11 protein-coding genes are annotated in these 14,897 nt (G+C 31.6%); all 11 read left to right on the top strand.

The genetic code is table 11. From position 1 onward, the window contains the following. The first annotated feature begins 1 nt into the window (after position 1). The 11 genes from JEY78_RS05215 to JEY78_RS05165 all read left to right on the top strand — a co-directional run bounded on the left by JEY78_RS05215 (position 2) and on the right by JEY78_RS05165 (position 14,848). Positions 2-1,579, top strand: coding sequence for a RagB/SusD family nutrient uptake outer membrane protein (locus tag JEY78_RS05215; protein WP_291847575.1), 1,578 nt, complete (start codon positions 2-4; stop codon positions 1,577-1,579). A 172-nt stretch (positions 1,580-1,751) separates the two neighbouring features. Beyond that, on the top strand, positions 1,752-3,665 hold the full coding sequence (nagB, locus tag JEY78_RS05210; protein ID WP_291847572.1) for a glucosamine-6-phosphate deaminase: 1,914 nt from the start codon (positions 1,752-1,754) through the stop codon (positions 3,663-3,665). A gap of 9 nt (positions 3,666-3,674) precedes the next feature. Beyond that, positions 3,675-5,738, top strand: a complete 2,064-nt coding sequence (locus JEY78_RS05205) for a family 20 glycosylhydrolase (RefSeq protein ID WP_291847569.1) — start codon at positions 3,675-3,677, stop codon at positions 5,736-5,738. Positions 5,739-5,765: 27 nt separating this feature from the next. Next, positions 5,766-6,617, top strand: a complete 852-nt coding sequence (locus JEY78_RS05200; RefSeq protein WP_291847566.1) for an N-acetylglucosamine kinase — start codon at positions 5,766-5,768, stop codon at positions 6,615-6,617. A 113-nt stretch (positions 6,618-6,730) separates the two neighbouring features. Then, the gene (locus JEY78_RS05195) at positions 6,731-8,728 is read left to right on the top strand and encodes a thioredoxin family protein (protein ID WP_291847563.1); all 1,998 of its coding nucleotides are present in this window, start codon (positions 6,731-6,733) and stop codon (positions 8,726-8,728) included. Positions 8,729-8,737: 9 nt separating this feature from the next. Beyond that, positions 8,738-9,751 (top strand): TlpA disulfide reductase family protein, encoded by a 1,014-nt coding sequence (locus JEY78_RS05190; protein ID WP_291847560.1) that lies wholly within the window; start codon positions 8,738-8,740, stop codon positions 9,749-9,751. 82 nt (positions 9,752-9,833) lie between these two features. After that, complete coding sequence (locus tag JEY78_RS05185; protein WP_291847557.1) at positions 9,834-11,360, top strand: aminotransferase class V-fold PLP-dependent enzyme; 1,527 nt, start codon at positions 9,834-9,836, stop codon at positions 11,358-11,360. 50 nt (positions 11,361-11,410) lie between these two features. Beyond that, positions 11,411-11,995 (top strand): HupE/UreJ family protein, encoded by a 585-nt coding sequence (locus JEY78_RS05180; RefSeq protein ID WP_291847554.1) that lies wholly within the window; start codon positions 11,411-11,413, stop codon positions 11,993-11,995. A 56-nt stretch (positions 11,996-12,051) separates the two neighbouring features. Continuing rightward, a complete protein-coding gene (locus JEY78_RS05175; RefSeq protein ID WP_291847551.1) occupies positions 12,052-12,477 on the top strand; it encodes a dCMP deaminase family protein in 426 nt (141 codons plus the stop codon). Beyond that, positions 12,474-14,099, top strand: a complete 1,626-nt coding sequence (locus tag JEY78_RS05170) for a S41 family peptidase (RefSeq protein WP_291847548.1) — start codon at positions 12,474-12,476, stop codon at positions 14,097-14,099. Before JEY78_RS05175 ends, JEY78_RS05170 begins: the two co-directional genes overlap by 4 nt. Then, positions 14,096-14,848: a UDP-2,3-diacylglucosamine diphosphatase gene (locus JEY78_RS05165; RefSeq protein ID WP_291847956.1), complete on the top strand. Its 753-nt coding sequence runs from the start codon at positions 14,096-14,098 to the stop codon at positions 14,846-14,848. The genes JEY78_RS05170 and JEY78_RS05165 overlap by 4 nt, the downstream gene beginning before the upstream one ends. The last annotated feature ends 49 nt before the right edge of the window (positions 14,849-14,897 follow it).

The raw sequence follows: 14,897 nt of genomic DNA, 5'->3' as shown, positions 1-14,897 counted from the left end.
AATGAATAAACTTATAAAATATACACTAATAGCAATTGTAGCTGTTAGTTTACTAAACTGTACAGGTGATTTTGAAGACATCAATACAGATCCAAATGGAATTTCAAACCAAAGTTTGACCCAAATGAACAATCATATTGGAGGCTCGTTTACTCCAATGTTTTTAAATGTTTTTAATGTAACTCCAGCTTGGAATTATCAATTACAGCAAGGGTTAATTGGTGACGTGTATTCAGGATATATGACACCGCCAACTCCATTTGCTGGAAATGTGAATAACATGACCTATTCTTTGGTGGATGGATGGAATGGTTTCCCTTGGGGAGATGCCTATGGAAGCGTAATGCCATTTGCGTTAGATGTTAAAAATGCAGTAGCCGTTGGTGGAGATGAGTCTGGTGTAAAGTTTGTGCATTTGGCAACTATTATTAGAGTTTCAGCAATGCATAGAGTTTCAGATATTTATGGGCCAATTCGTTATACAAAATTTGATGATTATACCACAACTGGAGAATATGATTCTCAAGAGGTAGCATATGAGGCATTTTTTAATGAATTAGGTGCTGCAATTGATGGTTTAGAAGCTTTTGAAGGTGATGCGCAGTTTATTCCTTTTGATATGTCTACGTTAGGTGGGGATATTTCGAAATGGAGAAAATATGCAAATTCATTACGATTAAGATTAGCAATGAGAATTGTTAAAAAGAATCCTGCTTTAGCAAAAGCACAAGGTGAACTTTCATTAGCTAGTAGTGCAGGTTTATTAGAAACAATGGATATGAAAATTAACACTGGTTTTTCTCATCCAATTGCTACCATTAGTGGATCTTGGGGAGATATTAGAATGAGTGCTGAAATGGAATCCATATTAAAAGGATTTAAGGATAAAAGAATTGAAAAATACTTTAACCCAGCAGAAGATCCTGCTTTAGCCGGTGCTTATAAAGGAATTAGAATGGGAATTGCTATTGAAGCAAAAGGGCAATACGTGGGCCATTCTTCTATAGGAAGTGTAATTGATGGTGAAACAATTCAATGGATGACTGCATCAGAAATTTGGTTTTTACGTGCAGAGGCTGCTTTAAGAGGTTGGTCAAATGCTGGTGATGCAAAAAGTAATTATGAAGCAGGAATAAGAGCTTCTTTTTCACAACATAGCGTTGCAGGTGTGGATGCTTATTTGTTAGACAATACTAGCACACCGGCAGATTTTGTAGATGCTTTAAACCCAGTTAATAATATTGCATATGCAGGAGATCTTAAAATAGCTTTTAATACTAGCGGAACGAATGAAGCAAAATTAGAACAAATAATTACACAAAAATGGATTGCAATATTTCCTGATGGGCAAGAGGCTTGGAGCGAGTTTAGACGAACTGGGTATCCTAGAATTTTCCCGGTTGTAATAAATAATAGTGGTGGTACTATTGATACAAATATTCAAATTAGAAGAGTAAATTTTGTTCAAAATGAAAAAAATACCAACAATGTAAATGTTGCAAAAGCAATCACCTTTTTAAATGGTCCAGACAACGGAGGAACAAGACTTTGGTGGGATGTGCCAGGAAGTAATTTCTAAAGTGTTTTTTTATATTGAGATTTGATTAATTGAAAGCAAACGGAATTCACTTTTTTTCGTTTGCTTTTTATAGGTAAATAGTAGCTATTTGTCGAAAAAATAAAGATTTAAAAAAGGCATTTCATAAATTTACAATACAATACTCTGTTCTATTATGGATAAAAATTTAACTATGACTACAACTAAAATTAAATACCAGCCGGCAGGCCAATTTGAAGATACTAGATTTGAGAAAATTCACAACATTGTTTTTTCAAGTTCTATTGAAGCATCTATTTGTGTTGCTCAAGAAATAGCACAATTAATTAGAACAAAAGAAAAGGAAAATAAACATTGCATATTAGGCCTAGCAACGGGTTCTTCTCCAATTAAAGTATATGAAGAATTGGTTAGAATGCATAAAGAAGAAGGGCTTAGTTTTTCAAATGTTATTACTTTTAATTTGGATGAATATTATCCTATGGATAAAAATAGTGTGCATAGTTACTACTATTTTATGCATCAACATTTATTCAATCATGTTGATATAGATTCTAAAAACATTAACATTCCATGCGGAAAAGTTTCCCCAGAAGATTTACACCAATATTGTATAGATTACGATTTAAAAATTAAGGAACTTGGAGGTCTAGACTTTCAATTATTAGGAATTGGTAGAACTGGACATATTGGATTTAACGAGCCAGGATCACATTATAATTCGGGCACAAGAAGTATTACATTAGATCATTTGACCAGAGTAGATGCTGCACCTTCTTTTTTAGGAATTGATAACGTTCCAAAAAAAGCAATTACAATGGGTATTGGAACTGTAAGAAAAGCTAAAAGAATTGTTTTATTAGCTTGGGGACACAACAAAGCATCTGTAATTAAAGATACTATAGAAGGTGAAATCACCTCTGAAGTTCCGGCAACATATCTTCAGGAGCATGATAATACAACCTTTATTTTAAATGATGAAGCAGCGCAAGATTTAACGCGTTTAAATACACCTTGGTTAGTTGGACCTTGTATTTGGACAGAAGAGTTGACGAGTAAAGCTATTATTTGGTTATGTAAATTAACTAAAAAGTCTATTTTGAAGTTAACAGATAAAGATTATAATAATAATGGAATGTCAAGCCTTCTATCTCAAGAAGGTTCAGCGTATGATATAAACATTAAAATGTTTAATAAATTACAACACACAATAACCGGATGGCCAGGCGGAAAACCAAACGCGGATGATTCATCAAGGCCAGAACGCGCAAACCCAATTAAAAAAAGAGTGCTTATATTTAGTCCGCACCCAGATGATGATGTAATTTCAATGGGCGGAACGTTTGATAGATTGGTTGATCAAGGGCACGAAGTACACGTTGCTTACCAAACATCAGGAAATATTGCAGTTTCAGATTATGAAGCATTAAAGTATGCTGAAGTGGTGAAAGATGTAAACTCCGGTAGTATAAATATTGATGTAATTATTGATAAATTAAAATCAAAAAGCGATGCTATTGAAGATGCCATTGAAGTTAGAAATTTAAAAGGATTAATTAGAAAGAGAGAATCACTAGCCGCAACAAGATTTGTTGGTGTTCCCGATGAAAATGTTCATTTTTTAAATCTCCCATTTTATGAAACAGGAACAGTAAAGAAGAAACCTATTGGGAAAGAAGATGTAGATATTGTCACAAATTTAATCGCTTCCATTCAACCACATCAAATTTATGCAGCAGGTGATTTAGCAGATCCGCACGGAACACATAAAGTTTGTTTAGATGCTATTTTTGCAGCCTTAGAAATTTTGAAACCAGAAAAGTATATGGATGATTGTTGGGTTTGGTTGTACAGAGGAGCTTGGCACGAGTGGGATATTCACCAAATTGATATGGCAGTTCCAATGAGTCCAGATCAAGTACTGAGAAAAAGAAAAGCAATTTTCTTTCATCAATCTCAAAAAGATGGCGTGATGTTTCAAGGAAATGATACTCGAGAGTTTTGGGTGCGTGCTGAGGAAAGAAATAATGAAACCGCACAAAAATATCATCAATTAGGGTTGGCAGATTATGCCGCTTTAGAAGCTTTTAAAAGATACTATTATTAAAAAATTATTATGAAAAAAATACTTTTCTTCTTTATATCGTTGTATGCAATTGCTGGTTGGAGTCAATCAAAGGAATTAAACATAATGCCTTGGCCTCAAGAAATAGTTTTAGGTAATTCCAATATTGAAATCTCTCCAAAATTCACAGTAGTTGTTCATCAAGAAATAACCAAAAGAATTGATATTGCTACCACTAAATTTATTCAAAGGTTAAGTGGTAGAACAGGTATTTTTTTTGAAAATGGATTTGCTTTTAATGCAAATAAAATAAAAAATGCAACACTTGAAATTGCATATAAAAGAATCGGAAAACTAGAAATTAATGAAGATGAATCGTATCAGTTACACGTTTCACCTACAAAAATTAGTATTGAGGCAACTACTGATATTGGGGTAATTTACGCCTTAGAAACATTGCTTCAATTGGTTGAAAATAATGAAACAGCCTATTTTTTTCCTGAAGTTACAATTCATGATTTTCCAAGATTTACATGGCGTGGTTTAATGATAGATGTTGCGCGTCACTTTCATCCAGTTGATGTTTTAAAGCGAAATTTAGACGTCATGGCGTCGGTTAAAATGAATGTATTCCATTGGCATTTAACTGATGATCAAGGATTTAGGATTGAATCTAAAACACATCCTAAACTACATCAATTAGGTTCAGACGGATTGTATTATACGCAAGAACAAATTAAAGAAGTTGTACAATATGCTTCGGATAGAGGAATTCGTGTGGTTCCTGAAGTTGATGTTCCTGGACATGCAACAGCAATTTTAACTGCATATCCTGAAATTGGAAGTAAAGATACTACGTATTCAATTGAAAGGTTTTCTGGGATATTTGATCCAACATTAGATCCAACAAACGAGAGAACCTATGAAATTTTAGGTGATTTATTTGGAGAAATGGCGGCACTATTCCCAGATCAATATTTTCATATAGGAGGTGATGAAAATGAAGGAAAACACTGGGATGAAAACCTAAAAATTCAAGAATTTAAGAAGAAACACGCTATAGATTCCAATCACAATTTGCAAACCTTTATGAATATTCGTTTAGAAGAAATTTTAGCAAAACACGGAAAATTAGTAATGGGTTGGGAAGAAATTATGACCGATAAAATGCCAACTTCGGCTTTAATTCATTCTTGGAAAGGAGTTAATGAAGGTGTTGAAGGTGGAAGTTCATTATTTAATGCGGCTAAAAAAGGCTATAAAACAGTGCTTTCAAATGGTTTTTATATAGATTTAATGCAGCCTGCTAGTGATCATTATATTGTAAATCCTCTACCAAAAAACAATAATTTAACAGTTGAAGAAAGTGCTCGTATTTTGGGGGGTGAAGCAACCATGTGGAGTGAGTTGACAACTAGTTTAACTTTAGATTCTAGAATTTGGCCAAGAACAGCGGCTATTGCTGAACGCTTTTGGTCTTCTGAAGAAATTATTGATGTAGCTGATATGTACAAAAGATTGGAAACTGTAAGTTTTAGGTTGGAAGAACTAGGAATAACACATATTAAAAACAGAGATGTAATTTTAAGAAATATTACTAACAATCAAAATATTGCAGCACTTTTAGATTTAACTAAAATATGCGAACCGTTAAAAATATATACTAGAAATAGTGGAGGAACGGAATATAAAACTTTTTCACCTTTTACATTATTTGCAGACGCTTGTTCAGCAGATGCAAGTGAGGGCATTATTTTTAATAAGTTTGTAGAAAATTATACTGCAACAAAAAATGAAAATAGTAAAAAGGAAATTATAACTTATTTAAAAAAGTGGTCTAACAATTACAATCAGTTTTTATTGCTAGAAAAAAAGAGTCCAATTTTGAATGAGATTGCTCCGTTATCTAAAAATGTAGCCGAAATTTCAACAACACTTTTATCAATAATAAATTCAAAAAAAATAAAGGCAGAAGATGTTAATAATGGAAAAGAGTTGTTGTTAAAACTTCAAAAACCAGTTGTTGATGTAGAGTTAATTATTTTGGAAGATTTAAATAAACTATTCATTTTCATAATTAATGAAAAAGGAGGGAAAAATTCATTTAAAAATTAGTCATTCATCAAAAAAAAGTAAAATAGTATGTTGTTAATTGCTGATAGTGGCTCAACAAAATGCGATTGGGTATTGTTTGAAAATAAAGATGCAGCTCCAATTAAAATTAGAACGGAAGGGTTAAATCCATCTATCCTAAAAAAGGAAGCCATTGAAAAAATAATTTTAGAAAATAGCGAACTTCTAAAATATAGAGAATCTATAAATTTCATATATTTTTATGGCGCTGGTTGCAATTCTGTAGATACTATACAAGTAATGGAAAGTATTTTTCATTCCTATTTTAAAAATGCGAAAGTAGTTCTAAAAGAAGATACAATGGCGGCGGTAAAAGCTTCTACAAATACAGCTGCCGTAGTTTGTATTTTAGGAACTGGCTCAAATTGTTGTTTTTTTGATGGAAATCAAATTTATCAAAAAGTTCCGGCAATGGGTTATATGTTAATGGACGAAGCAAGTGGAAATTATTTTGGGAAAGAACTGTTAAAATGTTATTATTATAACGAAATGCCACAAGAACTAAAAGTTTCGTTTGAAAATAGGTATGATTTAAATGAGAACACCGTAATTAAGCAACTATACCAATCGGAAACTCCAAATAAATATTTAGCGGAATTTGCAATTTTTTTATTTAAAAATAAAGAAAATGAAGTGATGCAGAAAATTATAAAAGATGGAATTAGTAAATTTATAGATCATCAAATTTTACAATACAAGGCAGAGCTTAAATCAGTTCCGTTATATTTTGTTGGCTCTATAGCATTTTATGCGCAAGATTTTATGAATGAGGCTTTAAAAAAGCGAGGTTTAAGAGCTTCGAGATATATAAAAAGACCGATAGAAAATTTAATCAGTAAAATTAAAGAAGAAACCTTTTAAAAATACATTAAGAAAAATTTAACATATTGAAGTGGGGTAAACCACTGAATTAAACGACTGAATGATAATTATTGTTTAATTTTGATGTTCTTATAGAAGAATCACCCTTTAATATGAAAAAATTAGTTTTATTTCTTTCACTATTCATAGTTTCAATTGGCTTTTCTCAAATTCATGATCCAGTAAAATGGGACACATCTGTTGAAAAAATTTCAGAAACTGAATATGATTTAATAATAAATGCGAGTATTGAAAAAAACTGGCATTTATATTCCCAAAATGTACCGGAAGACGGGCCAATCCCAACATCATTTTCTTTTGAAACTACTAAGGATTTTGAAATAATTGGAAAAACCTCAGAAGAAGAAGGTCATACAGTAAATGATCCTGTTTTTGAAATGAAAATTAAATATTTTGAAAACAAAGCAACCTTTAAACAACGCATAAAAACACTTTCAAAAATCGCATTTTCAATTAAAGGAACTGTGGAATTTATGGTGTGTGATGATGCCAATTGTTTACCACCAACAGATATAGATTTAACGTTTGCAATACCAGTTTCTAACGGAATTAATTTTTCTGCCAATCCAGTGGATGTAAATGAAAGTGCTGACCAAGTTGCAGAAATCACAGAAACCGCCAAAGTTGTTGAAGCTAAATCACCAAAATCTAAAGACAAAAGTTTGTTAAAAATATTTCTGATAGCTTTCTTTTCTGGTTTTGCTGCATTGTTAACACCTTGCGTTTTTCCAATGATTCCTATGACAGTTAGTTTTTTTACGAAACAAAGTAAAAGCAGAGCCGCAGGAATTAGAAACGCTATTATTTATGGAGCTTCTATTGTAATTATTTATGTAGTTTTAGGATTATTGGTAAGTGCCATTTTTGGAGCAGATGCTTTAAACGCTCTATCTACCAATGTATGGTTTAATATTATTTTCTTTTTACTATTAGTAATTTTTGCAATATCGTTTTTAGGTGCTTTTGAAATTGTATTACCAAGCAGTTGGGGAACAAAAGTTGATGCACAAGCGGATAGAGGAGGAATCATAGGAATTTTCTTTATGGCGTTGGCATTAGCAATTGTTTCGTTTTCATGTACAGGTCCAATTGTAGGAACCTTATTAGTGGAAGCCGCAGCAGGAGGAAATCAAATTGGGCCAATTATTGGAATGTTAGGTTTTTCACTGGCATTAGCAATTCCATTTGCATTGTTTGCAGCATTTCCAGGATGGTTACATTCATTGCCAAAATCTGGTGGTTGGTTAAATACAGTAAAAGTTGTATTAGGATTTTTAGAATTAGCGTTAGCATTTAAATTTTTATCAAACGCCGATTTAGTATTGCAATTACATTGGTTAGAACGTGAAGTATTTTTAGCCATTTGGATTGCAATTTTTGGAGTATTGGCGTTGTATTTATTTGGAAAAATTCAATTACCACATGATTCACCAAGTTCGCATATTTCAGTTGGTAGATTAAGTTTAGGATTACTATCGTTAACCTTTACAATTTATATGATTCCTGGATTATGGGGAGCGCCATTAAATTTAATTAGCGCATTTCCACCAGCACAACATTATAGCGAATCACCTTACGGAGTTGGATTTGTCAAAACCGGAAGTTTTTCAGAAAACAGCCATTCAGAAATACCTGAAGGCGCTCATTTAATGCCGCCCCATAATATTGTAGCTTTTAACGATTATGATAAAGGTTTGGCTTATGCAAAACAAGTAAATAAACCTATTATGTTAGATTTTACAGGTCACGCTTGTGTAAATTGCCGTAAAATGGAGCAAAATGTTTGGGTAAAAGATGAAATTTTACCAATTTTAAAAAATGATGTAGTTTTAATCTCATTATATGTTGATGATAAAAGACCATTACCAGCAGGTGAAGAAATTGAGTCTAAATTACGTCCTGGTAAAAAATTGAAATATATTGGACAAAAATGGAGTGAATTTCAAACCATAAAGTATGGCGCAAATGCACAACCTTTTTATGTGTTAATAAATACAAACGAAGAAAAATTAAACGAACCTGTTGCGTATACTCCAGATGTTACGGAATATCACAATTGGTTAAAAACTGGAATATCAAATTTTAAATAATTAATAATAATGAAAAAACTAATTTATTTTTTAAGTATTGTTTTACTTGTAGCGTCTTGTAAAGAAGAAGCGCCGAAAGACTATGTAACGCTATCAGGTAAAATTATGAATCAAAACTCCGACTCTTTAGTAGTTAGATCAAGAGAATACAGCAAAACCATTAAAGTAAATACTGATGGTACTTTTTCTGACACATTAAAAGTGGCTACTGGAATTTATAACTTTTTTGATGGCGCAGAAAGCGCTTCAATTTATTTAAAAAACGGCTTTGAACTAGTTGTGTCATTAGATACAAAGCAATTTGATGAAACTATTAGCTTTACAGGTGAAGGTGCTGAGGTAAACAATTATTTAGCCGCCAGAGCATTAATGCAAGAAGGTGTTTTTGAAAACGATTCATTATTCTCGTTAGAAAAGCCAGCATTCGATTTGAAAATGGGTGAAATTAAAGAAGGTTTTAATACACTTTTAACGAATACTCAAAATTTAGACTCTATATTTATTGCAGATGAAATGAAAGGAATTGATGGTTTTACGCAATACATATCCTCAACTTATGAAGAAAAGCAATATTTAAGCACTGTTTTAGCAAAAGGAAATGCATCACCAAAATTTACTGATTACGAAAATTTTAAAGGTGGAAAAACTTCGTTAGATGATTTAAAAGGAAAATATGTATATGTGGATGTTTGGGCAACGTGGTGTGGACCTTGTAAAAGAGAAATTCCATTTTTAAAGGAAGTTGAAAAAGCGTATCACGGGAAAAACATTGAGTTTGTAAGTATTTCAATTGATCAGGCTAAAGATCACGAAGCTTGGACAAAAATGGTTGCTGATTTAGAATTAGGCGGCGTTCAATTATTTGCAGATAACGATTGGAAATCTCAATTTGTAACAGATTATAAAATTAACGGAATTCCTCGTTTTATTTTAATTGATCCACAAGGAATTATTGTAACACCAGATGCACCAAGACCTTCATCAGACGATTTAAAAGCATTGTTTGATGAATTAAAAATATAATAAAAAGCATTGATTTTTATTCTTAAAAGACACACTCTAATTGTAGTATAGTTAGAGTGTCTCTTTTCATTTAGTTTTAATTATGAGTATACCGTCAAAGAAATCTTTAAAAGAAAATTCTTCACATTTAGAGAGTGTTATTTCTGAATTAGAGATTTATTTTCAACAGTTTAGAAAAAATATAGTTGGTGTGCATCAAAAGTTTCAATCGCCTTATGGTGAAAAAGAAATTATATATACAGACTGGACTGCAAGTGGTCGTTTTTATCGACCTATTGAAGAAAAAATAATAAATGATTTTGGTCCATTTATTGCAAATACACACACCGAAACTTCCATTACGGGTTCTGCAATGACAATGGCTTATCACAAGGCTAGAAGTATAATTAAACAGCACGTAAACGCTGGAATAGATGATGTTTTAATAACAGATGGAACTGGAATGACAGGAGTTGTAAATAAATTCCAGCGGATTTTAGGATTAAAAGTTTCTGAAAATTTAAAAAATTATACAACCATCCCAGATGAACTTCGGCCAATAGTGTTTATTTCACATATGGAACATCATTCAAACCAAACTTCTTGGTTAGAAACCATTGCAAATGTAGAGATTATTCCTTGTCAAGAATCTGGATTAATTTGTTTTGATAGTTTTGAAAAATTATTACTGAAATATAAAGACCGACCAATCAAAATTGCCTCTGTTACAGCCTGTTCAAACGTAACAGGTATTAGAACAGATTATTATAAAATTGCAAAAATAATTCATCAAAACGGTGGATTGTGTTTTGTGGATTTTGCTTGTTCTGCGCCCTATGTTCATGTAGATATGCATCCTTCAGATGAAGAATCCTATTTAGATGCTATTTTCTTTTCGCCACATAAATTTTTAGGAGGTCCGGGCACTTCAGGAGTGTTGGTTTTTAATAAAAAATTGTACAAAAATTTAATTCCGGATAATCCAGGAGGAGGCACTGTAAATTACACAAATCCTTGGGGAGATCACGATTATGTAGACGATATTGAAACGCGTGAAGATGGCGGAACACCTGGCTTTTTGCAAACCATTAAAATTGCCCTTGCTATTCAGTTAAAGGAAAAAATGGGTGTTGAAAATATTATAAAAAGAGAACACGAAATAAATACTATTGTTTTTGATAAGTTGAGTAAAATTCCAAACCTAGTTATTTTAGCGGAGCAACATACCGATAGATTGGGTATTTTTTCTTTTTACATTAAAAATGTTCACTTTAATTTAGTGGTTAAATTATTGAATGACAAATTTGGTATACAAACACGTGGAGGTTGTTCTTGTGCGGGAACTTATGGGCATTTTTTGTTGCATGTAGATCAGCTAACTTCAAAAGGAATAGAAAAACAAATATTAGAAGGTTGTATGGTAGAGCGACCAGGATGGATTCGCATGTCTATTCATCCAACAATTACAAATAAAGATGTATTGTATGTTTGTGAAAGTATAAAGCAAGTTGCTGAAAATCAAGAGGAGTGGGCTAAGGACTATACATACAATGCCGCTAAAAATGAATACATACATAATACTGCAAACCCTATTGAGGTTCAATTAGTAAATAATTGGTTTGAAAATTAAGTTTCAACTGCCATTGTTTTATATTTGAATCACTTAAAATTGACGATTTAATGGATAATTTTATATTTTTTCTGAAGGCTGGTCTTTTTCATGTGTTGGATTGGAAAGCCTATGACCATATTCTTTTTTTAATTGCCTTAGCGGTTGTTTACGATTTTAAAAACTGGAAAAAAATATTGTGGTTAATTACGCTATTTACCATAGGACATTCACTTACATTAATTTTAGCGGCGTATAAAGTTGTAAATGTAAGCACGCAATGGATAGAGTTTTTAATTCCATTAACTATAATAATTACAGCTTTGGTAAATATTTTTTATGGGAAAAATACCGCCAAACAAACCAAAACAAATACCAATTTAATTTTTGCGTTATTTTTTGGGTTAATTCACGGATTGGGTTTTTCAGGATATTTTAAAATGTTAATAGGCAGTTCAAACAGTAAATTTATTTCATTGTTAGAATTTGCTTTGGGAATTGAATTGGCACAAATAATAATTGTTTTAGCCATTTTAAGTTTAGGATTTTTGGTTCAAAAGATTTTTAGGTACTCTAAAAAGGAATGGATTTTAATAGTGTCATCTTTTGTAATAGGAATAACTTTACCAATGTTAATTGGTGCAATCTTTTGGTAAATATTTAACGTCAAAGTATAAAGAAACTTAGTAATTTAGAAGTTTTTATAATAGATATGAATAAGAAACAATTAAAATACGATCAGGCTTATATGAGAATGGCTTTGGAGTGGGCAAAATTATCGCACTGTGAACGCAAGCAAGTAGGAGCATTAATTGTTAAAGAGCGAATGATAATTTCTGATGGTTTTAACGGAACCCCAACTGGTTTTGAAAATTGTTGTGAGGAAAATGAAGGAAATACAAAATGGTACGTATTACACGCAGAGGCAAATGCCATACTAAAAGTTGCAAGTTCTACACAATCTTGCAAAAATTCTACGTTATATATTACATTATCTCCTTGTAAAGAATGCAGTAAATTAATTCATCAATCGGGTATTAAAAGGGTTGTTTATGCTGAGAAATATAAAGACACCATAGGACTTGAATTTTTAGAAAAAGCAGGAGTTGAATTGACACATCTTAAAGATTTAAAATGAGTAAAAGAAAAGCATATTATCCGTTGTTTATAGGGATTGCTGTTGCAGTTGGTATTTTAATAGGAAGTACATTAAACTTTAAAAATAGATCGGTTTTATTTAGCTCAAACTCTAATGAAGCTAAAATAAAAAAGCTTATAAATTACATTCAGTATGATTATGTAGATAAAGTAAATACCGATAGTTTATTAGATAATGCAATCACTAATATGCTGGTGAAGCTTGACCCTCATTCCGTATATATTCCAAAAGAAGATTTAGGGAGAGTTACTGAAAGCATGGAAGGTAAATTTGTTGGAATTGGCGTTTCGTTTTTAATGTATAATGATACCGTTGCTGTAACCAGTGTAATTAAAGGTGGACCCAGTGAAAGAGCAGGTTTAAAAGCAGGTGATAGAATTATTGTTGCGGGTAAAGATTCATTGTTTGGAAAAAGTATTCAAAAGTTAGCTGGTGTTTCAGATGAAGAGAAACAATCTTTTTTAGGAAGTAGAAAAATAAGTGACGCTGTAATGAAATCGTTAAAAGGAGAGCCTGAAACCTCGGTTAATGTTACGGTTTATAGAAGATCTGAAAATAAAAACTTCAAATTCAATATAAAAAGAGGGGAAGTTCCAATTAAAAGCGTGTCATCTTATTATATGATTAATAATGAATTGGGATATATAAATATTGATAGATTTGCAAGAACTACCTACGATGAGTTTAAGGAAGGATTGGATGATCTTATTTCCAAAGGAATGAAATCGTTAGTTTTAGATTTAAGAGGTAATCCAGGAGGTTTTATGGATATTGCGAATAGTATTATTGATGAATTTTTAGAAGACGGAAAACTAATTGTTTTCACAAAAAATAAAAATGGGGAAGTAGATAAGGCTTTTGCAACAAAAAAAGGTGATTTTGAAAACGGAAAATTATATGTTTTAATCGATCAAAATTCAGCTTCAGCAAGTGAAATTGTTGCAGGTGCATTACAAGATAATGATAAAGGTGTAATTGTTGGAAGAAGATCCTTTGGAAAAGGGTTGGTGCAACAAGAAATGGATTTGGGTGATGGTTCTGCCGTTCGGTTAACCACATCTAGATATTACACACCAACAGGAAGATCCATTCAAAAACCATATAATCATAAAGAAACAAATTCTTATGATAATGAATATTTAGAAAGAATTCATAATGGTGAATTATTATCAAAAGATAGTATTAAGGTTGATGATGCTTTAAAATATACAACGCCAAAAGGTAAAATTGTTTACGGCGGTGGCGGAATTATTCCAGACGTATTTGTTTCTATTGATACTGTAAATACTTTTAGTAACAGGCTTTATGGTGGTTTAAATGATTTTGTGTTTAAATATGTTGATGATCACAGAGCAAAAATGAATAAATGGAAGTTGAATGATTTTGTTGAAAATTTTGATAAAAATGATGTAATTCTCAATCAATATATAAAACAATTAGATTTAAATAGCCCACTTTCAACAACAACAAGAGATAATTTAAAAGTATATTTCAAGGCTTTTATGGCTCGCAATTTATTTGATGAAACAGGCTACTTTATAGTAACTCAAAAAAAGGATAGAATGATTTTAAAAGTTCTTGAATTGGAATCTAAAAAATAAATTTGGAAGTAAACAAAAAAATATATTTCGCCTCAGATCAACATTTTGGCGCTCCAACAATAGCGCAAAGTAAAATTCGTGAGCAAAAGTTTGTAAATTGGTTAGATAGTATTAAAAATGATGCTGAACACATTTTTCTACTAGGTGATTTATTTGATTTTTGGTTTGAATACAAAAAAGCCGTGCCAAAAGGATTCGTAAGAGTACTGGGTAAATTGGCAGAATTAAGTGATAGCGGTATAAAAATTCATTTTTTTGTAGGTAATCATGACTTATGGATGGAGGATTATTTTAAAACAGAATTAAATATTCCAACCTACTATAAACCAACCGAATTTGTATTTAATAACAAAACTTTTTTAATTGGTCATGGCGATGGTTTAGGACCTGGAGATAAGGGTTACAAGCGTATGAAAAAGGTTTTCACAAACTCATTTTCAAAATGGCTGTATAGATGGTTGCATCCTGATATTGGAATAAGATTAGCCCAGTATTTATCGGTTAAAAATAAATTAATTTCTGGCGAGGAAGATGTGAAATTTTTGGGTGAAGAAAATGAATGGTTGGTGCAATATTGCAAACAAAAATTACAAGAAAAACACTTCGATTTCTTTCTTTTTGGACATCGACATTTACCAATGGAAATCAATCTTTCAAAAAATTCAAAATATATAAATACAGGAGACTGGATTACGCATTTTACGTATGCTGTTTTTACAGACAATCAGTTGATGTTAAAATCTTATTAAACCTAGCCTTTTCAGCTATTTTTTAACCAATTTTTAACAAGAAATTAAA

The sequence above is a fragment of the Lutibacter sp. genome, assembly GCF_016342705.1.
In the GTDB taxonomy this organism is placed as follows: domain Bacteria; phylum Bacteroidota; class Bacteroidia; order Flavobacteriales; family Flavobacteriaceae; genus Lutibacter.
Note: the sequence above shows the minus strand (reverse complement) of the source record. Positions and strands in the feature narration are given on the sequence as shown.